At 59.6% G+C, this 22,194-nt stretch carries 19 protein-coding genes; 4 read left to right on the top strand and 15 right to left on the bottom strand.

All coding sequences use genetic code 11. The features are described from left to right. Positions 1–58: 58 nt before the first annotated feature. From B142_RS0106815 to lysS, 4 genes are all read right to left on the bottom strand, one after another. Positions 59–2,308 carry a YhgE/Pip domain-containing protein gene (locus B142_RS0106815; protein ID WP_018120802.1) on the bottom strand — a complete coding sequence of 750 codons (2,250 nt, stop codon included), beginning with the start codon at positions 2,306–2,308 and terminating at the stop codon, positions 59–61. A gap of 438 nt (positions 2,309–2,746) precedes the next feature. Next, complete coding sequence (locus B142_RS0106810) at positions 2,747–4,228, bottom strand: NAD-dependent succinate-semialdehyde dehydrogenase (protein ID WP_018120801.1); 1,482 nt, start codon at positions 4,226–4,228, stop codon at positions 2,747–2,749. Positions 4,229–4,265: 37 nt separating this feature from the next. Beyond that, positions 4,266–5,693, bottom strand: coding sequence for an MDR family MFS transporter (locus B142_RS0106805; RefSeq protein ID WP_018120800.1), 1,428 nt, complete (start codon positions 5,691–5,693; stop codon positions 4,266–4,268). A gap of 8 nt (positions 5,694–5,701) precedes the next feature. Beyond that, positions 5,702–7,312 carry a lysine--tRNA ligase gene (gene lysS / locus B142_RS0106800; protein ID WP_026167919.1) on the bottom strand — a complete coding sequence of 537 codons (1,611 nt, stop codon included), beginning with the start codon at positions 7,310–7,312 and terminating at the stop codon, positions 5,702–5,704. Between the two features lie 213 nt (positions 7,313–7,525). Between lysS and B142_RS0106795 the strand changes: the two genes are divergently transcribed. Genes B142_RS0106795 through B142_RS0106785 form a run of 3 tightly spaced genes read left to right on the top strand, consistent with a single transcriptional unit; the run spans position 7,526 to position 10,529 of the window. Then, entirely contained in the window at positions 7,526–9,247 is a 1,722-nt protein-coding gene (locus tag B142_RS0106795; protein ID WP_018120798.1) for a carbon starvation CstA family protein, read from the top strand. A 20-nt stretch (positions 9,248–9,267) separates the two neighbouring features. After that, positions 9,268–9,531: a cory-CC-star protein gene (locus B142_RS0106790; RefSeq protein ID WP_018120797.1), complete on the top strand. Its 264-nt coding sequence runs from the start codon at positions 9,268–9,270 to the stop codon at positions 9,529–9,531. Further along, positions 9,522–10,529 (top strand): ArsA family ATPase, encoded by a 1,008-nt coding sequence (locus B142_RS0106785; RefSeq protein WP_018120796.1) that lies wholly within the window; start codon positions 9,522–9,524, stop codon positions 10,527–10,529. The genes B142_RS0106790 and B142_RS0106785 overlap by 10 nt, the downstream gene beginning before the upstream one ends. A gap of 4 nt (positions 10,530–10,533) precedes the next feature. Here the strand turns inward: B142_RS0106785 and B142_RS12950 are convergent, their stop codons facing one another. The 11 genes from B142_RS12950 to B142_RS0106730 all read right to left on the bottom strand — a co-directional run bounded on the left by B142_RS12950 (position 10,534) and on the right by B142_RS0106730 (position 21,286). Further along, positions 10,534–11,481 carry a pantoate--beta-alanine ligase gene (locus B142_RS12950; RefSeq protein WP_018120795.1) on the bottom strand — a complete coding sequence of 316 codons (948 nt, stop codon included), beginning with the start codon at positions 11,479–11,481 and terminating at the stop codon, positions 10,534–10,536. Positions 11,482–11,582: 101 nt separating this feature from the next. Further along, positions 11,583–12,869, bottom strand: coding sequence for a DUF6779 domain-containing protein (locus B142_RS12945; RefSeq protein WP_018120794.1), 1,287 nt, complete (start codon positions 12,867–12,869; stop codon positions 11,583–11,585). A 14-nt stretch (positions 12,870–12,883) separates the two neighbouring features. Further along, positions 12,884–13,345 (bottom strand): DUF3180 domain-containing protein, encoded by a 462-nt coding sequence (locus tag B142_RS0106770; RefSeq protein ID WP_018120793.1) that lies wholly within the window; start codon positions 13,343–13,345, stop codon positions 12,884–12,886. A gap of 7 nt (positions 13,346–13,352) precedes the next feature. Beyond that, positions 13,353–13,853 carry a 2-amino-4-hydroxy-6-hydroxymethyldihydropteridine diphosphokinase gene (gene folK, locus B142_RS0106765; RefSeq protein WP_026167917.1) on the bottom strand — a complete coding sequence of 167 codons (501 nt, stop codon included), beginning with the start codon at positions 13,851–13,853 and terminating at the stop codon, positions 13,353–13,355. Positions 13,854–13,855: 2 nt separating this feature from the next. Continuing rightward, positions 13,856–14,206: a dihydroneopterin aldolase gene (gene folB, locus B142_RS0106760; RefSeq protein WP_018120791.1), complete on the bottom strand. Its 351-nt coding sequence runs from the start codon at positions 14,204–14,206 to the stop codon at positions 13,856–13,858. A 114-nt stretch (positions 14,207–14,320) separates the two neighbouring features. Next, positions 14,321–15,124: a dihydropteroate synthase gene (folP, locus tag B142_RS0106755; RefSeq protein WP_236658193.1), complete on the bottom strand. Its 804-nt coding sequence runs from the start codon at positions 15,122–15,124 to the stop codon at positions 14,321–14,323. 120 nt (positions 15,125–15,244) lie between these two features. Beyond that, entirely contained in the window at positions 15,245–15,841 is a 597-nt protein-coding gene (folE, locus tag B142_RS0106750) for a GTP cyclohydrolase I FolE (RefSeq protein WP_018120789.1), read from the bottom strand. Next, positions 15,834–18,014: an ATP-dependent zinc metalloprotease FtsH gene (gene ftsH / locus B142_RS0106745; protein ID WP_018120788.1), complete on the bottom strand. Its 2,181-nt coding sequence runs from the start codon at positions 18,012–18,014 to the stop codon at positions 15,834–15,836. The genes folE and ftsH overlap by 8 nt, the downstream gene beginning before the upstream one ends. Positions 18,015–18,126: 112 nt before the next feature. After that, a complete protein-coding gene (gene hpt, locus B142_RS0106740) occupies positions 18,127–18,738 on the bottom strand; it encodes a hypoxanthine phosphoribosyltransferase (RefSeq protein WP_018120787.1) in 612 nt (203 codons plus the stop codon). A 137-nt stretch (positions 18,739–18,875) separates the two neighbouring features. Further along, on the bottom strand, positions 18,876–19,898 hold the full coding sequence (gene tilS, locus B142_RS0106735) for a tRNA lysidine(34) synthetase TilS (RefSeq protein ID WP_236658153.1): 1,023 nt from the start codon (positions 19,896–19,898) through the stop codon (positions 18,876–18,878). A gap of 53 nt (positions 19,899–19,951) precedes the next feature. Continuing rightward, positions 19,952–21,286: a D-alanyl-D-alanine carboxypeptidase/D-alanyl-D-alanine-endopeptidase gene (locus B142_RS0106730; RefSeq protein ID WP_018120785.1), complete on the bottom strand. Its 1,335-nt coding sequence runs from the start codon at positions 21,284–21,286 to the stop codon at positions 19,952–19,954. 232 nt (positions 21,287–21,518) lie between these two features. On the opposite strand from B142_RS0106730, the gene B142_RS0106720 reads away from it, so the two are divergent. Further along, entirely contained in the window at positions 21,519–21,995 is a 477-nt protein-coding gene (locus B142_RS0106720; RefSeq protein WP_018120783.1) for an inorganic diphosphatase, read from the top strand. The last annotated feature ends 199 nt before the right edge of the window (positions 21,996–22,194 follow it).

Raw genomic sequence — 22,194 nt, 5'->3', positions numbered from 1 at the left:
CCGTAGCAACTAGCAGGCCCTAGCGACTTACCCTAGCGGCAGGCCTTACTGGTAAGCCTTAGCGCGCGATGGTGGCTGGCTCTTCACCCAAGCGCGCCTTCTTGACGTACTCGACTTCTTCGTCCAGCTCGGTTGCCGCACCACGACGCCGCGAGGCGTAGATAACCAGCGACAGTCCCGTCGACAAGAGTGCGAAGACCAGCAGGCCACCGAGTCCGCCCCAGAAGGTGGCATCGTAGAGGCCATCGGTTGCGCGCATAAACGCATCGCGGGTGTAACTCATTGGGTGGAAGCTATGCAGCATCCGCAGTGGCCCCGGCGTGGTGTCCAGCGGCCAGATACCGCCGAAAACGAACAGCCCCAGAGCAAACAGCCCCAGCGAGAATACGCCACCGTACATGCGGCCAAACAGGATGCGCAGGAACTGGAAGACAGCCGAACCGGTGATCGCGGTCAGCGCCAGCACACCGATGGCGATAGCCCAGTTATCCGGCGACCAGCCCAGTGCCACGGAGAATCCCGCGAAGAATCCAATCACCGCGAAGTTCACCAGAGAGATCAGTCCCAGCGCGCGCAGGACCGGCCCCAGTACGGTGTAGCTATTGGCACGCTTGCCGACGATGTGTGGCAGCAGCGTCGACAGTAACGCCATGGCCAGGTAGCCGAAGACGACAATCACCAGGATGGCCGCACCAGCAGTAATGTTTTTGACCGTCGGGTCGGATTCATCCGCCACTGTCTGGACTGGGTGCTCGTTGGAGGCGGTGAAGTTGATCGGCACCGCGATATTCGACGCGGAATCTTCCGGCTTGGTGATATTCGGTGCCTTAGCAGCGCCATCGGCAAGCTTGGTCGACAACTCACTCGTACCGTCTTTCAGGCGGGTCATGCCGTCCATCAGCTGGCCACCACCGTCGTTGAGCTGCGTGGTTCCGTCCTTCAGACGCCCCACACCGTCAGTCAGGTCGCCAGTACCCGCGTTCAGGCGGGTCGCGCCGTTATCCAACTGGCTCGCACCATCTGCTAAGCGGCTAACACCACCGTTGAGCTGGTTGATGCCGTCGTTCAAGCGATGAGCACCATCTTGCAGACGAATCACGCCAGACCGGTACGGGGCATTCGGATCAGCCAAGTTGTAATGCAGCTGGCCGGTGCCTTCCCGCAAGCGGTTGAGCTGGTTGACCATGTTTTGCTGGTTCGCAGGATCCAGCCGGTTCACAATCCCCGCCAGTTTTTCAGCTTCCGCATGCGCGCCCAAGGTGTGTAGCAAGTCGATAATCGGTTGCATATCCGGCAACGCGCCCTGCACCTGCTCCAGCAGCGGCAACAGCATGCCGGTCAATTGGTTTACGCCGGCATCGATCTGGCCAGCACCGTCGGCAAGCTGATCAGTACCATTCAGCAGCTGATCCGTACCGTTCGCTAGCTGGGTGGATCCATCCTGCAGGCGGGCCGCACCATTGCTCAGTTCGCCGACACCGTTTTGCAGGCGCGTCGTACCAGCTTTCAAGTCTGTGGTTCCCTGATGCAAACGCCCGGCACCATCTTGCAGGTCAGAAGCACCCTTATCCAACCGGGAAATTCCATCGACTGCGCGCGTACCGCCATCCTTGAGCTGGCCCGCACCTTCATCCAAACGGCCTGCACCCTCGGCGGCTTGATTCAGGCCTTCGCCCATGCGATCAAGGCCGGCAATGACCTTGTCGGCGTATTTCTTGGAAATCGCATTGGCAACGTTGCTTTGCACCTGCGGGATCAAACTATTGGTGATCACCGCACCGTTGGTGCCGTAGAAGTCATTTTCCGCGAAGTGGATATTCGGCTGCCGCGGGTTATCGCTGATGATCGTGACCGCGTCATCAGAGAAATCCTTCGGAATCGTGACGACGAATAGGTAATCACCGCGGGTGAGCCCCTTATCGCCCTGCTCTTTGTCGACTTCCGAGAAATTCAGGTAATCGGTTGCCAACAAGCCTTCAACGACCTGATTACCATAATTAATGTATTCACCGTCGCGCTCGACGCCTTCGTCTTCATTAACCACAGCCAAAGAAACATCGCGCAGGTACTTCGATGGGTCCCACATCGCCCACATGAACGTCGCTGCACCCGCCAGCGGCAGCACGAGTGTTAGCACCACGAGGATGCGGGGGATCGTCGACTTCGGACGCCAATCGAGCAATTTGTGCCACAGGCTTTTGTCCTGCGCAGCGTGTACACCCGACTCTGCACCCGTGCCAGCCGACGAGGCTGCACTTTTCGCAGCGCCATTCGCAGCGCTGTTCGCAGTGTTATCAGCAGTACTCACGAGAAGACACCTCCACTACATGTCTATGAGAGTGCAGTACCCCCGCTAGCACCACTGCGAGATTCCACGCCGGTGTCGTGCTTGGAGACTGACTCAAAATTGCTTGGAAAACAAAAAATAATCGCTCGCAAGACCGAAATTTCACGAGCCTTCATTAGTATAGTTTCCCTAGCAAATGCGTTTGGTTTTTATAAGCCATCACACAGAATTTTTTGCTTTGTGATGTGGAACACCACAGTATATGACGATTAACTATTTGGCTAATCAACGCGGAGACCTCTGGGGGTCTACCTCTAGGGTCTATCGTGAAAACACGCAGGAACGGCACAGAAATATAGACACGGGAATATAGGCACAGAAAAGCACCCACCCCGCTTCGGGTATATCCGGCGGGAATGGGCGCTATCCAATGCGCAAGCTAAGCGCGATTAGCTACATCTACGGTGTGGCGATATAGCGGGTATCCAGGTACTCGTTAATACCTTCGGCACCGCCCTCACGGCCAAAGCCGGATTCCTTGATACCGCCGAACGGTGCGGCAACATCAGAAACACCACCGCGGTTAATAGCCACCATGCCGGCATTTAACTCGTGTGCCAGGCGCTCAGCGGTGTGCACGTTCTCGCTATAGCCATAAGCCGCCAAGCCCACCGAGGTGTCATTCGCAGCAGCAATAGCATCGTCCAGATCAGAGTACGTGGTGATAGCCACGACTGGTCCGAAAATTTCTTCACGCAAGATAGCCGCATCAGCTGGAATATCGGACAACACGGTGGCTGGGTAGAAATAGCCTTCGCCTGCTGGCACTTCACCGCCGGTGTGCACGGTGGCCCCACCCTTGCGGGCTTCAGCCACCAGCTCAGCGATACCGTCGCGCTGTGCCGCAGTAATCATTGGGCCCAGGCCGACGCCCTCATTCAGGCCATGCCCGGTGCTTACCTGCGCCAGCTTCTGCGTGATACGACGAGTGAACTCCTCAGCCACGTCCTCGTGCACAATGAAGCGGTTAGCCGAAACACAAGCCTGTCCACCGTTGCGCATCTTCGCGGCATACGCGCACTCCAGCACGCTATCCAGGTCTGCATCCTTGTGGACAACAAACGGTGCGTTGCCACCCAGCTCCATCGAGGTGCGCTGCAGATTCTTCGCCGACTGCTCAACCAAAATCTTGCCAACGCCGGTAGAACCAGTAAAGGTGACCTTGCGCAAGCGCGCATCCGCCATCAGCTCGCTAGACATCGCGGACGACTTCTGCGTCGGCACAATAGAAATCACGCCAGAAGGCACGTTGTGCTTCGCGAATACCTCCGAGATGACCTCACCGAGCAACAGCATGGTCAGCGGGGTTTCCTTGGCAGGTTTCACGATCATGGTGCAGCCCGCTGCCAGAGCAGGGGCGATCTTGCGGGTAGCCATGGCAAACGGGAAATTCCACGGAGTCACAGCCAAGCAAGGACCGACTGGGGTGTGGGTAACGCGAATGGTGCCAGCACCCGATGGCGAAGCACCATAGTGGCCGTCAATGCGCACGGCTTCTTCTGCGAACCAGCGCAGGTATTCCGAGCCGTAGCCGACCTCGCCTTTCGCCTCTGCGAAAGTCTTACCCATCTCCAGTGTCATTACCGTGGCGAAATCGTCGGCACGATCCTGTACCGCGTGGTAAATATCCATCAACACATCCGCGCGCTGACGGGCGGTGAAATCCTTAGCCCACGTGTCCTGCACGCCGTCGGCAAGATCCAAAGCCTTCATCCACTGCGAAGAATCCGCATTCGAAACCTGTGCTAAAACCTTGCCGGTGGCTGGGTCTTCCACGTCAAAATGAGCGCCGCCGACGCCGTCGACCTGCTCGTTTCCCAACCAAATCTTGGTGGGAAGATTGTTGATCAATTCAGTATATGGTGCGTAATCGAAACTCATACTCACACTCTACGCGCGAATCTGGATATGAGCTTCGTTACGCAACAGTTGCTTGTGGCCGGCGCATAAAAAATGTAATGGGAATGATCACGGTGACCATCAGCGCAGCCACCACAAAGGCCGCGCGCACACCATCCGAGGTAGCGGCAGCCTCAGTCAATCCTGCAGCCAGCCCCGCATCCGTGCCGCGGGTCAAAATCACCATCAGCAATGCGGTACCAGCCGCAGCGGCCAGTTGCTGCAGCGTCGTCAAGATCGCCGAACCGTGGCTGTAGAGTTCGCCGGTCAGTGAGCTCAATGCGGTGGTCATCATCGGCGTCATCAGCAAACCAAACCCAAAGGCGAAAATCACGTGGAAGGTGACCAATTGCCAGACCTGCGTCTCAGTACCGATGGTGGTAAACAGCCACGTACCAGCGGCCATCAAAAACGCGCCCGGAATCATGATCGGCTTCGGGCCCACCGAATCATACACACGTCCGATGATCGGCGACATCACCGCTTGGATCACCCCGCCAGGAAGCACGATCAATCCGGCGGTACGCGCGCCATCACCCAACCCGTTTTGTACGAATAGCGGCAGCATAGTCACGGTACCGATCAACACGGAAAAAGAAAACAGCGCGATCAACACCGCCAAGGAGAAATTGCGGATCTTAAAAGGGCGCAAATCCAGCAAAGCCTGGGCCTTTTTACCCAGCCGCACCTGGCGCAGAGCAAAAACCACCAACGCGATAACCGCGATGACCAGCAAACCCACCAGCATGCCGACGTTATCGCCGGTATCCAGCGCGGTTTCTAATGACGACAGTGAGTAGACCGTGCCGCCGAACGCGACCACTGACAGCACGACGGAAATCAGATCAATCGGCTGCGTCGAATTCTCACCGACGTTGGAAAGCAGCTTTGCACCCAATAACAACACACCGACCAACAACGGCAGCATGCACAGAAAAATCGCGTGCCAGGTAAACGCCTCCAAGATGACGCCACCGACGGTTGGGCCAGTCGCTGGGGCCACCGCAATCACCACACCGATAAAGCCCATCACGGTGCCACGGCGTTCCAGCGGCACCATCTGCAACATCACCGTCATCAGCAGCGGAACGATCAACGCAGTCCCCGCAGCCTGCACGATGCGGCCCAACAGCAACACCACAAACGCCGGTGCCACCGCCCCCATGATGGTGCCGACGATAAACAGCCCCACCGAGGAAAAGAAAATCTGCCGGGTGCTAAAACGCTGGATCAAAAACCCCGTGGTGGGAATGACCACGGCCATGGTGAGCATGAACACCGTGATCAACCATTGCGCACTGGCCGCGTTAATACCAAAATCCCGCATGACCGCAGGCAGCGCCACCGACAGCGAAGTCTCATTCAAGATCATCACCGTCGCCGCCGCCACCAGCGTAGCCAACACGGCAACGACGTCCGACGACAACTTTTCCGGTTGTGCGCTCACGTCCGGTACTACTCCGGTTTCACGATCGGGAACAAGACGGTTTCGCGAATACCCAACCCAGTCAGGGCCATCAACAGGCGGTCAATGCCCATGCCAGTGCCAGCTGTGGGCGGCATGCCCTGTTCCATGGCAGCCAGGAATTCCTCATCCAGCACCATGGCTTCGTCGTCGCCGCCAGCGGCCAAACGAGCTTGATCCTCGAAACGCTCACGCTGGATCACCGGATCAATCAACTCAGAATAGCCAGTTGCCAACTCGAACCCGCGCACGTACAGGTCCCACTTTTCCGTCACTCGTGGCTTCGAGCGGTGATCGCGGGTCAGCGGTGAAGTCTCCACAGGGAAGTCCTTGACAAAGATCGGGCCATCCAGCTGATCTTCACACAGCAGCTCCCAGATTTCTTCCACCAGCTTGCCGTGCTGCCAGCCACCATCCTTCGGAACCTTCAGTCCGATGGCATCGGCAATACCCAGCAGCTCCTCGACGGTGGAATCGACCGTGACCTCCGGCTGATCCGGGAATTTGCGGGCCAACGCCTCATTCAGCGACGGGTACATCTCGATTTCCGGCCATTCGCCCGAGAAATCATACTCGGTGCCGTCGGCAAGCGTCACTACCTGCGAACCAAACACTTCCTCGGCGATATACTGCACGGCTTCACGGATCATCCGCGCGCCCGTGTTGTAATCGCCCCAGGCCTGGTAGGTCTCCAACATCGCGAATTCCGGCGAGTGCGTGCGGTCAATGCCCTCATTGCGGAAGTTGCGGTTGATTTCAAAAACGTGATCAATGCCACCGACAACGGCGCGCTTCAAAAACAGCTCCGGCGCAATACGCAGGTAAAGGTCCAGATCCAGCGCATTCGAGTGGGTGACGAATGGACGCGCGGCAGCACCACCGTGGATGGTCTGCAGCATTGGGGTTTCGATCTCGACGAAATCTTCGCCTTCCAAGTAATTGCGCAGCGCACGGATCACTTTGATGCGGGTCATCGCATTCTCGCGGGCTTCTTTACGCACGATCAAATCGTTATAACGCTGCCGCACGCGAGTATCTTCCGCCATTTCCGCAAACGACACCGGCAGCGGACGGATCGACTTCGACGCCATCTGCCACGAGTTCACGAATACGGACAGCTCGCCGCGTCGGGAAGAAATAACCTTGCCCTGCACGGCAACGAAATCGCCCATGTCGACGTCGGCTTTCCACTGATCCAGCGCTTCCTTACCGACTTCCGCAAGTGACAACATCGCCTGCACCTGGGTGCCATCACCATCTTGCAGAGTGGCGAAACACAACTTGCCGGTATCGCGTTTAAACAGCAAACGCCCCGCGATGGCCACCTCATCGCCGGAATCGCCGCCTGGCTGGATATAGGTCACGCCATTCTCGCGGGTCACCAACTGCTCCGGCTCGGCTTGCGCAGCGCCAGTATCGGTATCTTCTGGCTTCACCACGACATAAGCCTTGCGCAGCTCGGCAAGGCTCATCGTGCGTTTGACTTCAACCGGGTAGGCCTGGTCGCCACGGTCAAGCAAACGCTGGCGCTTTTCCCGCCGGATACGCAACTGTTCCGGCAGGCTATCAGGGGCATCGGGGGAATTTTTCTGCTGACTCACCCGGCCCAGGGTAGTCGAAAACCACAACAAACGATAAGCACGCCCATCCTGAATCCCGGCATTTATTCAGGCACTGCCAGGCATCTAGCAGCCCAATAGCGGAATTTTTCGCCCCACGTGCAACAATATTTGTGACACGTCACACCGAACTCACTCACCGTGATACTCGGAACAGACACGCAGGACCTTGTAGCCAAGCAGGAGGCTTAAGCGGTGAACTCACTGTATTTAGCAGTCATCGGGATCGCGATGATCATCGGTGGATACCTCATCTACTCGAAATTCCTCGGTAAAAGTATCTTCCAACTCTCCGAGCGGTACACCACCCCAGCACACGCCATGAACGACGGCGTGGACTACGTGCCAACAAACAAATTCGTGCTCTGGGGCCACCACTTCACCTCCGTCGCAGGTGCAGCCCCCATCGTCGGCCCCGCCGTTGCGATCATCTGGGGTTGGCTACCGGCTTTCCTGTGGGTCACCCTTGGCACCATCTTCATCGCCGGGATGCACGACATGGGCATTTTGTGGGCCTCACAACGCCACCGCGGCCAATCCATCGGTACTCTCTCCGGCCGCTACATCGGCAAACGCGGCCGCAACCTGTTCCTGGTGGTCATCTTCTTGCTGCTACTGATGGTCGTGGCCGCATTCGCCGTCGTCATTTCGAACCTGCTCATCGCCAACCCGTCGGCAGTAATCCCCACCTGGGGTGCCATCGTCGTTGCGCTGCTCATCGGCCAGGCCGTCTACCGCTTGCAATGGAATCTGCCGATCGTCTCCATCGTCGGCGTGATTGCCCTGTACACGCTGGTATTGATCGGCGACCGCTTCCCCATCGCACTGCCGGACACAGTCTGGGGCATCCCCGCCAACGGTGTGTGGATCATCCTGCTGTTTATCTACGCCGCCATCGCCTCACTGTTGCCGGTATGGGTATTGCTGCAGCCACGCGACTACATCAACGGGCTACAGCTGTTCATCGCGCTGGGTATTCTCTACGGCTCCATGCTGCTTTCCGCACCCACCGTCGTCGCCCCAACGCTAAACAGCAACGTGCCCGATGACACCCCGTCAATGTGGCCACTGCTGTTTGTCACCATCGCCTGCGGCGCGATTTCCGGTTTCCACGGCATGGTCTCATCCGGTACCTCGTCGAAGCAGCTGGAAAAAGAAACCGACTCCCGCTTCGTCGGCTACTTCGGCGCCGTCGGCGAAGGCCTGCTAGCACTCGGCACCATCATCGCGGTATCTGCAGGTTTCCAATCCTTAGCCGAGTGGGAAGAAATCTATAGCGCATTCAACGAAGGCGGCATCAATGCCTTCGTCGAGGGCGGCAGCAACATCGTCAACGCTGGCCTGGGCATCCCCGCTGGTATCTCCACCACAATCTTGGCGACGATGGCCGTACTGTTCGCCGCTACCACCATGGACACCGGTGTTCGTCTGCAACGCATGGTGGTACAGGAAATCGCCGAGGTTGCCGGTGTGCGCTTACGGGCATTCTCCTCGACCATCATCGCGGTAGGAATTGCGCTGGTCCTAACCTTTTCCGCGGGTGCCGACGGTTCCGGCGGCATGACGCTGTGGCCGCTGTTCGGTACCACGAACCAGATCATGGCAGCCCTATCGCTGTCGATCATCGCGATCATCCTGGCACACCTACGCCGCCCATCCTGGATGGTGATCATCCCCGGCATCTTCGTCATGGTTGCCTCGCTGTGGGCCGCGGTTTCCCAGCTGGGCACGTTCATCTCCGATGGCAACTGGCTGCTGGTGGTCATCGACGCGGTCATCCTGGTCTGTGCAGTCTGGGTGGTTATCGAAGCCACCGCTGCTTACCGACGCGCGCACAACACACCCAAGGTGGTCTGGACCGACGACGACACCGACGCCCCACTGCCGCAGGCACAAGCCATTAAACACGGGAAATAGCCGGGGCGAGAGCACGCGTCATGTCTATCGTCGACAAGCTGAAAGCCTTCGGCCACGGGCTCAACGAGTACTATTCCGCGCCGTACCGGGCCACGTTTGCGCGCGCACGACAGGAAGAAGATGACCTGTTCCAGCTGTTGGTAATGTCGGAAGCCCTGGGCATTCCCAACCCGGCCAGCTTTTATACGCTGGAGTTATTGCCCATCATCTACGAGGATTTCCATGCCTGGCACCGGCGCATGGGGATGCTGCGCTCGCCTTTGGAGGAAATCCAATGCTGCTAGATCAGATTAGAGCTCTTGCCGACGGTGGTGTTGGCCCGGCTAGCCCGGCTGACAGCACCACGCCCCACATCGTGTTTTTCGGCGGCAAAGGCGGCGTCGGCAAGTCCACGATCGCCTCCGCCGTGGCCCTTGGCCTAGCAGAAACCGGTTATTCCGTGCAGCTGGTTTCCACCGACCCCGCGCACAACCTGGGACATATGTGGGAGCAGACCGTCGGTGCGAAGGGGGTGGCCGCGAAGGCAAGTGCCAACTTACAGCTACTGGAATTAGATCCGGCGGCAACCACCGAGGCGCATATCACGCAGGTCGAAAGCACCATGCGGCGGATGATGCCGGAGCGACTGCACGGCGAGGTAACCAAACACTTGGACTTGGCGCGTAACTCGCCAGGCACGCACGAGGCCGCGATGGTGGAAGCAATCGCGCAGGTAGTGGAAGATTCGCACCACGATTTCATCATTGTCGATACCGCGCCATCCGGGCATACCTCGCGGCTTTTAGCCGTACCGGAATTGATGAATGCCTGGACCCAGGGGTTGATGAATCGGCGGGATAAATCCGAGCGTTTCTCAGAACTGATCCGCGGGATGGACCCGAAGCACACCGCAGAAGACGGTGTGGACCGCCGCAACCAGGAGTTACGCAGCATTTTGCACAAACGTCAGCAGCGGTTTGCCCGGCTGCGGGATGCGCTGCAGAACCAATCGGTGTTTTATTTGGTGCTTACGGCAGAAAAAGTACCGGTGCTAGAAACCGCCGAGCTGCACGCAGAGTTGACGAAAACCGGTATTAGCGTCGGGGGTGCGGTGGTCAACCGGCGCTCACCAGCAGATCAGGGCGAGTTTTTGGCAAATCGACGCCGCCTGGAAGACGCCGCGCTGGAAGATCTCCACCGCCGCTTGCCGCAGGTGAACGTGACGGAGGTGCCGCTGCTGGATTCGGAGGTCGGCACACCGGCAGCATTGGCAGAAATCGCCGCATACCTGACACGCGACTAGTTGGCTAGTTATCTCCGTCCAGGTTGCGGAAGCCAATCCCGACGGGCACGCCCACGTTATCGACTAGGCGCACCCCACCAAAAGTAGCCGCCACTAATAAACGGGCGTCGCCTTCTTCCGGCGCCGGGCCGAAATCACGGGCGCGTAGCTCCAAATAATCCGGCTGCACCCCGGCCGCCCTTAACACGTCCGCTGCGGTGCTGAGCACGGCTTCCGCGCCCCGCTCGGCCACATGTGCACCGGCAGTCAACGCGGCTGATAAAGCCAGGGCCTTCTCGCGGTCGGTTTCCGGAATAGCAGTATTTCGCAGACTCATCGCCAGCCCATCCGGCATACGCACCGTCGGCACGCCTTGTATTTTCACGTCCAAGTGCAGGTCGGTGATCGCCTGCTGGAGGCGCAGTAGGAACTCGTAATCTTTTTCCCCAGCGATGATGGTCTCTGGGGCCACCGCATGCAGCAAGCTCAGGTGCGTAGTTAAGGCTTGTGCCAGTTCCGCGCTATCTTCCAGCCCGTCCGGCGGGGTGATCTGCGTGCGCAGGCCTTGCGGCCACAGGCTCTCGGTATGGCCCGGCGCGCGGGTATACGGCACGACGGCATCGACTTCTGCCTCGCGGAGAATCTCCATGATCTCCGGGCGCAGTTCGGCCGGTTTATCGTGCACCGCTTGCTGTGGCGCTGGGTTCTGGGGTGCCGGATGCTGTGGCGCCAGATTATGTTGTTCCGGATTCTGTGGTGTCACGGCATGACCGCCGACCTCGTCGGCAAGTTCCACGGCGACCACGGCAACGCCGCGCTGTTTCGCTGTGCGCAGCAAAACCCGGTGGCCAGCGTGAATATCAGCGCCTAGCACCACCAGCTGTAGTGATTTACCGGTTGTGCGCATGACACGCGAAAACCTCGCGATATCCGCGAGGTGAAAAAGCGTGGCTTGCCCGAAAGCAAAACTCATGAATGATCTACCTGTCGTGGCATAGGAGGTGTACGTAGTTGATGTTGATGATTGATGTAGGTGGTTGCTGTACCTGGTCAGCGCGCTATCGCAACTGCCTATTATTTCTGGGTGCGTTTCAGCAGCTCGGCGACGGAGATACCTTCGGTGTTTTCATCGCGACGACGACGGTGCGGGCGCGCTTCGGCATCATCCTGGTGTGCACCAGCAGCTGGTTGGGGCTGCTGCGTCGTGGTCTTAGCCGCAGCCGATTCGCTGTGTTTCGTTTTCTCGCTGCTCGTGTGCCCGGCGGAGCTGTCGCGTTCGACGGAGCTGTATTGCCCGGAGGTATTGCTCTGCCCTGCAGTGCTGGACTTCCCTGTGGTGCTGTTCTGACCAGCCGAATCCCAACGCACTGCATGGAAGCGGGAAGTGTCGAAAACAGGGTCCGTGCTACGGCCGGTATCCCGGTCTGCGACCTGCCCCGCCCCGGACTTCCGTGCCTGATTCTGCTTGGCGGAATCGGATTTGGTGGCGCCAGATTTTGCAGACTGTGCTGTCTCGGTAGCTGATTCCCGACTAGCAGGTTTCGCGGTGGTGGGCTTAGCGGCAGCTGGTTTCACGGTTTTCCGCGTCGTAGTCTGCGACTGCTTCGGCTTGTCAGTCTCGCGCTGTTGCTGTTCTTGTTCGCGCTCACTGATCAACGCAGACAACGGGTTCGGCTGCGGCTGGCTCGGCTGACTGCCCAGCTTGCCCGCAATCGCATCCCGGCTCGGGGCACCAGAACTGGCACCGTATCCAGCAGAAAAACCAGCGTGATCGGCGTGCTGCTCCAACTCACGGATCCGCCGCGCCTCCGCCTGCAGCGCGGCAGGCTCGTAACCGAATTCGCGATCCTGCAATTCCTCTAGGTGCGTGCGGATCACCGACAGCTCCGCGCGAATCGACTCCCACATTTGTTCAAAACGCTCAGGATCAATGCCATTGCCGCCCGCGTCGGCAAGCGATTGTGGCGCCGAAACTCCTTGACCTGCAGCCTGAGCCGCAGCGGATTCCTGCTGCTGGCGGACGAAACGCTCGTGATCTGCCACCCGCTGCTCAGCACTCTGCGCTTGCCGACGATAGCGGGTAACCAGGAAAAACCCGATGACTGCCGACCACAACGACGCCAACAACGCCAGGCGCAGCGCGACCTCCGAGTTCGACAGCAGCATCACCACCGTTGCGACGACTGCCAGCACGATCAGCACGATCACACCAACTTGCCCGCGGTCAACCTGGTTGCTGGACTGCTGACCACGACGATCCCAGCCGCTCACGCCCTGGTCACTAACGCCCTGGCCACTAACCTCCTGGGCACTGGCATCCCGGCCGCGATAGTCGGTGTGCGAAGTCTTCTCCTGCTCCATGGGCATCACTTTAGCTAAAAACTCGCTTCCGGTGGCATTGGGTTTTGGCACGCCCGTTCTAGATAGACACCTGCCGCAGCCAACGCCACCCCGCCCACGGCGGCAGCCACCACCGCTGGTAGGTCTTCACGCGCGGCAACTAATTCACTGGCTTTCGGGATCACGTAGCTAGCAATTCCGGCATACCCGCCACCTAGAATTGCCCCCGTCCACGCTGCAGCCTGGCCAAATACCAGGTAGCGCGCGGCCGTCAAGGGGTCGAGCTGGCTGCGGTCCATGCCGATCCCGTGATCATCACGGGAATTCGCCACGCGACGCCCCAGCACGACGCACACGAGCGCCATCGCCCAGAGCGCCACCGACACCAACACGGGCACCGTCGGCATGCGGCCGTAGAGCTGCCAGGCAACAATAGCGGTACAGGCTGCGGCAAATAGCCCGGTGGCGACCAACCAGGGAATCGAGGTGGTTTTCATCGTGTGATCACCGGAAGCTTTCCCCGCGGGTGATTCCCGCTTTCTCGTAGTCGCTAAGCTCATCCAACAGCTCTGCGACACGCTGCCCACCGAGCTCCGCATCTGGGTTGATCTCCAGCCACGGCTGCAACACGAAGGCGCGCTCGTGGGCATGCGGGTGCGGCAGGCGAAGTTCTTCGGTGTCACTGGTGATTTCGGTGGCATCGCTGTCCCACGCCGCGACAATATCAACATCCAGGGTGCGTGGTCCCCACTTTTGCACGCGCACGCGCCCGGCGGCGTTTTCCAGTTCCTGGCCGCGGTGCAATAGTTCCAGCGGGGTCTGGTCAACTTCCACCAGCAAGATAGCGTTCAAAAAATCGGGCTGATCCTCGACTCCCCACGCCGGGGTGCGATAGATCGACGAGGCAGCGCGCAACTGGCCCTTCCCAGCAAAATCGCGGTAGACGGAATCCAGCAGCTCGCGGGAATCGTCCATGTTGGAACCAATGGATAACACTGCGGTAATCCTCATCGGCGCCTCCGTGCAACCACAGCAACATCCTGGAACGGCAGCGGGATCGGTGCAGACGGTTTGTGCACGGTGACCTCGATGGATGCCAACTGTTCATACGTGGCCAGCGTTTGGTTCGCAATGCGGTTGGCGACGGCTTCAATCAGATCTTCCGGCTCACCGGTCATAATGTCGTGCGCTAACTGTGCCAGCTCGGCGTAGTTCACGGTATCGTCCAGCTGTTTCGCCTGCGAAAAATCTAACCAACACGTCAGGTCCACATAAAAAGTTTGGCCGTGCCGACGCTCTTCTTCCAGCACACCGTGGTAGCCGTAGCATTCCACGCCCTTCAGTTCGATCCGGTCCATCCAGTGCTGCCTTCCTTGCCGTGAGTTTGCTGGTTTTTTTGCTTGCCGACGCCCGCCGCGCTGCAATTCTTGCCGGCGCCCGCGCCGGCGTTCTGCCCGCTTTAGTTTTGCTACCTATTCCTGGCTCCCACCAGTCTGCCAGGCGTGGGCAACGTCGACGGAATCCCGCGAGACCGCAACCTCGTGCACGCGCACCGCCCACGCTCCTGCCTGTGCAGAAAGCGCCGTCACAGCCGCCGTGGCTGGGTCGGCCAATTGCGGGCCTGATTCCAGCCCCCGCGCCCCGCGGATCGCTGCTAAGAATCGCTTGCGCGAAGCCCCCACGAGGATCGGGAAGCGGCCTTCGGTAAAGCTACGCAGTGCGTGCAGCAGAGCCCAGTTGTCTTGCGCGGATTTCGCAAAACCCAGGCCCGGGTCCAAGGCAATATTGTGCTCTGCCACCCCAGCAGCCAGTGCATTATCAACCAGCCGGTCCAGGCTCGCGTGTACATCGGCCACCACGTCGCCATCGTGTTCGCCGCTGGCATCACCAAATTGCAGGGTTTGCCAGTGCATCAGGCACACCGGAAGCCCGGACGCTGCCATCACGCGGTACATGTGCGGGTCTGCCATGCCACCAGAGACATCATTGATCATGGATACTCCAGCGTCCACAGCGGCTTCTGCGGTGGACGCTCGCATGGTATCGATCGAGGTCACGATGCCCGCGGCAGCGAGTTCCCGGATCACCGGGGTGATGCGTTGTTTTTCTTGGTCCGGGTCCACCCGCTTGGCCCCCGGGCGGGTGGATTCGCCGCCGACGTCGATGATGTCCGCACCCTGGTGAATCAGCCGGTGGGCGTGCTCGACAGCGCGATCGACGGTATTGAATTGTCCACCATCAGAAAAGGAATCATCGGTGACGTTTACGATGCCCATCACTTGGCAACGCGCCCGCCGTGCCGCCTCGGAAGAATCAGGCAACACCAGCGCGGGTGGGCGCGGCGGTGCGTGATGGGAGAAATCGTGCGACATATCCGGCGTATCCATTCTGGCTGCTTAGCTCCTGATAAGGCTCATAACTTCTGCACGGGACGAAGCATTCACTCGGAAACCACCACGCACCGCGGACGTCGTCGTCACGGCACCCGGTTTCCGGATTCCACGCATCGCCATGCACAGGTGTTCGCATTCAATGACGACGATCACCGATTGCGCCTGCAACTTGTTCATCAACGCATCGGCAATCTGGCTGGTCAGCCGTTCTTGGACCTGCGGGCGTTTGGCATACAAATCCGCCAGGCGCGCCAGCTTGGACAAACCAGTGACATCGCCGTTGCGACCTGGGATATAACCAATATGCACGCTGCCGAAAAACGGCACCAAGTGATGCTCGCAGGTGGAATAAATCGGGATATCGCGCACCAGCACCAATTCCTGGTGGTCTTCCGAAAACGTCCGTTCCAATACCGCGGTAGGGTCTTCGTGCAGGCCAGCAAAAGATTCTTTGTACGCACGGGCCACACGGGCCGGGGTATCGCGCAGGCCTTCGCGGTCCGGGTCCTCGCCGACGGCGAATAACAGTTCCCGCACCGCAGCTTCGGCGCGCTGTTGATCAAAACTGCCGACGTTGCCTGTGCTCTCAGCGTTAGTCATCCTTGTTGTCCCTACCCTGCTCGTCATTTTGTTCGTGCCCCGGCCCATCTTTGCGATGCTTTCCGGTCTGCTCCGCGGCTTCCAACTTCGGCAGCCCGGTCACGCCCACAGCATTGTTGTCACCGAAGATCAATCCGATCTCGCCTTCCTCGACAGCATGCTCATCAGCACCATCCTTCTGGGCTGCTTGCCGACGCTCGCGAGCCAGCAGCGACGCCTCCAGCAGCGACAAACGCTTCGGCGGTTCCTCGCCCCGCTCTTTCGCCAACTCTGTTGGGGTTTTCACCGGCTCGAAACCAGCCTGCTGCGGGAAGCGCACGTCGGTATCGAAAATATCCACACGCTGCGGATCAATCCCGTCGAAGATGGCTTCCAAATCTGGCCGCCGCAGGGTTTCTTTTTCCAGCAATTTCAGCGCGAGTTTGTCCAGGTAGTCGCGGTGCTCGCCCAAAATCGAATAGGCCTTGCGGTGCGCACTATCCAGCAGGAACTGCAGCTCCTGGTCGATGGTGTGCGCAATCTGCTCGGAATATCCCGAGGTACCGCCGCCACCGCGGCCAGAGAATGGATCACCTTGTTCTTGCCCGTATTTCACGGTGCCCAGTGCTGGCGAGAAACCGTATTCGGTCACCATCGCGCGCGCGATCTTGGTGGCTTGTTCAATATCGCTGGACGCGCCCGTCGTCGGCGTGCCAAACACGAGTTCTTCTGCAGCGCGCCCACCCATAGCAAAGACCAGCTGGGCGAACATTTCCTCGCGGTTGTACATGCCTTTGTCGTCTTCTTGTGCCGTCATCGCATGCCCGCCGGTGCGACCGCGTGCCAGGATGGTCACCTTGTACACGCGCTCAATATCGCGCAAGGCCCAGGCCGCCAGGGTGTGACCGCCTTCGTGGTAAGCAGTGATCTTCTTTTCTTGCTCGGAAATCACCTTCGAGGAACGACGCGGGCCACCCACAACGCGGTCGGTGGCTTCTTCCAATGCGTCGGCAGTAATCACGTTGCCGCCGATGCGCGCGGTCAACAGCGCGGCCTCGTTAAGCACGTTCGCCAGATCTGCACCGGACATGCCCGCAGTGCGCTTGGCCAATTGCGTCACGTCAACGTGCTTAGCCAACGGCTTACCCTCGGAATGCACACGCAAGATCGCCTCGCGGCCCTTCAGGTCCGGCGGAGTCACCGGGATCTGCCGGTCGAAGCGACCTGGACGCAACAGCGCCGGGTCCAGAATGTCCGGACGGTTGGTGGCGGCAATCAGGATCACGCCCTCACGGTCACCGAAACCATCCATCTCCACCAGCATCTGGTTCAGGGTTTGCTCACGCTCATCGTGCCCGCCGCCGGTACCGGAACCACGCTGGCGACCCACGGCATCGATCTCATCAATAAAGATGATGCACGGCGAGTTTTCCTTCGCGGTTTTAAACAGATCACGAACACGGGAAGCACCGACGCCGACGAACATCTCGACGAAATCCGAACCCGAAATCGTATAAAACGGCACCCCTGCCTCACCGGCAACAGCACGCGCCAGCAAGGTTTTACCGGTGCCCGGTGGGCCGTACAGCAACACGCCGCGCGGGATCTTCGCACCCAATTCGTGGTACCGGGTGGGATCTTCCAGGAAATCTTTGATCTCGTGCAGCTCGTCGACGGCCTCGTCGGCACCCGCCACATCCTTGAAGGTGTTGGTGGGCATATCCTTGGTGAGCTCTTTGGCTTTGTTGCCACCGATCCCCAGCATGCTGCCCTTTTGCATCCGGGTGAGGAAGAAAAACAGCAGACCAAACAGCAGCAACATCGGCAGCAAGAACGACAGCATGCTCATCAAGAAGCTGTCGCTGGTGACGTTCGTGTCATACTCGTCGACGTTGCCGTCTTGCACCGCGTTAAAAACTTCCGGGGCCGAACGCGCAGGGTATTGCGTGATCACAGACTCGACGCCTTCTTGCTCGTCGACGGTGATCGGCTCACGCAGCTCCAGGCGCAGCGTTTGCTCGCGGTCATCGATTTGCGCCTTGTCGACGTTTTCTTCCTGCAGTTGCTCCAGCGCAAGCGAGGTTTCTACGTCGAGGAAATGGCGGGTGTCGTCGCTCAACCGGGTGACGGTGAACAACAGCATCAAAAGCACGGCGGCGCCGGCTCCGATTTGAATAATGCGTTTGTTTTTCATGAATCCTAATTACGAGCAGTACATATTTATACGCAGTGCACGTATTCCCAGTGCACGTGTTGTCCGCAGTGCGCGCTGTGTGGTCGGCGTTGCACGTTTGACGCTTGACGTTTTAAGTCGAGTACACGTCCGGGTGCAGCGTACCCACATACGGCAGGTCGCGGTATCGTTCGGCGTAATCCAGCCCGTAGCCGATGACGAATTCGTTGGGGATGTCGAAGCCGACGTCGTACAGATCCAGCTTCGCGGTCACGACCTCTGGTTTACGCAACAGGGTGATCACGTTCAGCGACTTCGGATTACGGTTGCGCAGGTTGCGCACCAGCCAGGACAGCGTCAGGCCAGAATCGATGATGTCCTCGACGATCAGCACGTCTTTGCCTTCGATGTCGCGGTCCAGGTCTTTCAAGATGCGCACCACACCAGACGACGTCGTCGAGTTGCCGTAGGAGGACACCGCCATGAATTCCATCTCGCTCGGGATGGACAGCTCACGCGCGAAGTCCGTCAAAAATACCGCCGCGCCTTTCAGCACGCACACCAGCAGCAGATCATTGCCCGCATAGTCCTTGGACACCTTATCCGCAAGGACCTTGACGCGTTGTCTGATTTCTTCTTCGCTGATCAGCACCGATTCAACATCGCTGCCGTAGCGATTTTCCGGGACGTCGTAAAATTTATCGTCGACGGATTTTTCCACCGTGGTGTGAATGTGATCTGCCATGGTCGGCCTTTCGGTGAGGCTGTGAGGTTAAGCGGTTAAGCGGTTGAGCTGCGAAGCGACAGCACGGTTGGCGCTGCAACTCCGATGAAGTTGTTGTATCACGTACTGCTTGCCGACGCCTGGGTGACGTCGACAAGCTAGCTGTGTAATAGCACCAGTTTGCCAGTTTGGCGTGCTAGTTCCAACCTGTTACCGACAGAAACTGCGCCTTGCCCGTGCCAGTCGTCGATAAGCGCAATACTAGCCGCTAGCGTGCGTGCCGTGACCTGCGCCCCGTGGCGGTGCAAGAACTCCGCGATCGCCCGGCGCGCCAGTGGCCTAGGGCCCAGTGCGGCGATGTCCAGGCTCGGTGGCTCGGGTGTTGCCCCGGTCTCGTGCGGCGTCGATATTGCCCCGGTCTCGTGCGGCAACGCTGCCACATGCTGCAGGTAGTCCTCGTCCTCGCGGATCAGCTCGGCTGCCTGCATCAGCGGGGCGCTGGCGTCTCCACCGACAATCTCATCCAACAGCGGGAGCACGCGCCGACGAATGGCCACGCGTCGAAAAGCCACATCAGCGTTATGCGGGTCATTCCACGCCGCGACCCCGAGTTCTGTGCAGGCGCCGACAGTGTTTTCGCGGCGAATCGGCAGCAACGGGCGCAGCAACGTGTGCCCCTGGTAATCGGAGACCTCCCGCATCGCGCTAGCCTTGCCGCGGAGTAGCCCGAGCAGCAGGGTTTCTGCCTGGTCATCACCGGTGTGTGCCAGCAGGATCGGCCGGTCACCCGCGATTTCTCCCAAAGCCTGGTAGCGCGCATGGCGTGCGGCGGCTTCGAGCGATTGTTCCGCGGATTCTTTCGCAACAGTCACCGGCACCACCTGGCCATCCAACCCCCATTGGCGCACCTGGGCGATCGCACGCTCGCTGACTTCCCGCGAACCTTCTTGCAAGCCATGGTCAATGCTGACTACGGAGGCGTCGAGTTTTTCCGCCGCCGCGGCCGCCGCCAACGCTAACGAATCCGGGCCGCCGCTGACAGCGATGATGAATTGCGCGTGACCCTGGCGCTGACGTTGCATGGCAACCCGCAGAGCGGTACGTACCTGCAGGAAATTTGGGGACCGCCGCGGCCAAAACGGTGCGCTGCCGCCGCGTAAAGCATGGAGGTTCTTCTGCACGCGGCAGTCCTCCATTGCATGTTCCTCCACTGAATTTCTCGCTGCTGTTGCCGTTAATGCTCCCGCAGCGCGGAGACAAACTCGTCGAGTTGCGCGCGGGCGGGCAGGATCGGCGCGTCGTTCACCAGCAAGCTATAGGCATAGGTATGCCCGCTGCGTCCGGTCACGATGCCAACCAGAGCGGAGGTATCCGTCAGCGTGCCGGTTTTCGCGCGTGCATATCCGCGGGCAGAAAGGTCGGCGTAGCGATCATCCAACGTGCCGTCACCACCGGCGACCGGCAACACGTCCAGCAGGCTGCGCAAATCCCCGACGTTGTCACCAGGCTCACCCGCGTCCCCGGCGTCCGCGCGGGTGTCTCCCCCATCATCGGCACTAGCAGCACCATGCGCTGCAACCTGCAGACACTGCAACAACCCATGCGCAGTCAGCCGATTCTGGGAAGACAACCCGGAGTTATCACTGATCTGCATATTCGCGGTATCCAGGCCGATCTCACGCAGAATCTCCAGGGTCGCGCTGGTGGCATCGCTAAACGACGCCGGTTGCATACCACGGGCTACCGCGGTTTCACGCGCGATGGCTTCTGCCATGACATTATCGGAATGCTTGATCATCAATTCCAAGCGCTCGCGCAGAATTGGCGACTCCAGGGTGGTCACCGCGGGCAGCGGCGCGGCATTGTCATTGACAGCGACGTGGCTGGCACCGACGCGGTCTGCCAGTGCTTGGGCCACATCCAACGCAGGTGTGGTCGAACGCGGCACATCCCCGCTGGTAGCGCCGATCCGCCCGCCGTAGAGCATCGCCGGTTCCATCGGCGCGATATAGCCCTCGGCGACATTCCTCGGATCCCAACCTTCAGCTTGCGTCGGCCCAGACCACAGGCTGGTATCGATCTCCACAGAATCCGCATGCCCGATCGCAGCAGCCGCCGCATCCAACGCCGCATCATCAAGCCACACATCCCCCGCAGCGCGGATAACGACGTGCGCGCCATCATGCTCAATCACCGTGTGCAGGCGCTTATCCAGATCCATGCTGGCCAAAGCGGCAGTCGCGGTCACAATCTTCGTCGACGACGCCGGAACCAACTGCCGGTGCGCATCATGCTCATAGACGCTTTCTTGCGTGGTCAGATCCACCACTGCCGCCCCCAGCTGGCCATCAATCGCCGGCGCCTGGAAGCCAGCAGCCGGGCTGATGGTGCTGCCATCGTCGGCAAGCGAAGGCTCAACGGGCGTGACCGGCAACTTTGCGGGGGCCAACTGATACGGTGGCGCAGATTCCACGTCACTATAAGCCCGGTGGTAGGCCACCCCCACCGTCGCGGTAGCAGCGACAGCAACCAGGGCGATGACTACCGAAACCCACCAGAAAACCTTCATGGCGGTTGATTCTAGCGCGGATCAGTGCGAATCTCCGCGCGATCCCGAGAGCAAGGATGCGGCACGCCTGCGCCGGGGCGATTGGCCTGGGCAGGTAAAGTGGGCAACCGACTGCAATCGCTCGGCGGGCGCTCGGCAGAACGGAAAGCCTAAAGAAGGACGGCCGCCAGAGTGATTGAGGATGCTGACAAGTACCAACTAAACGAACCTCAACCACAGAAAGGTGGATGCAATGAGCGTTGAAGTAACCATTGAAATCCCACGCGGTTCCCGCAACAAATACGAGATCGACCACGAGTCCGGCAAGGTCTACCTGGACCGCTACCTGTTCACCCCAATGGCCTACCCGGCCGACTACGGCTTCATCGACCACACCCTCGGCGAAGACGGCGACCCATTGGATGCGCTGGTCATCCTGCCAGAGCCAGTGTTCCCGGGCGTGGTTGTGGAATCGCGCATCGTCGGCGTGTTCAAGATGACCGACGAAGCCGGCGGCGACGACAAGCTGCTGGCCGTGGTCGACGACCCACGCTGGGCGCACATCCAGGACATCGACGACGTCGACCAGCACACCAAGGACGAGATCGAGCACTTCTTCACCCGCTACAAGGACCTGGAGCCAAACAAGGAAGTCACCGGTTCCGGTTGGGGCGACAAGGCCGAGGCGGAAAAGATCCACGCTGAGGCTCTCGAGCGCTACAAGGGTTAGGTTGTAGCTTGTTATAGCCTGCTTGGGGCCGTGCGAGGCGCGCGTGGGCGTGTTTTGGGGCGCTTTGGGGGGGGCGTCGGGGGGGGCGTTTCGTGCGGCCTGATTCGTGAGTTTGGTGCATTTTTACAAATAGGCCGCGAAAATCGGGGGTTTCAGGCCCACTATTTGTAAAAATGCACCACCAAACGCAATTTCATAA

Source organism: Corynebacterium propinquum DSM 44285 (genome assembly GCF_000375525.1).
GTDB lineage: Bacteria > Actinomycetota > Actinomycetes > Mycobacteriales > Mycobacteriaceae > Corynebacterium > Corynebacterium propinquum.
The sequence above is the reverse complement of the archived record's forward strand: the minus strand, read 5'-3'. Positions and strand labels throughout refer to the sequence as shown.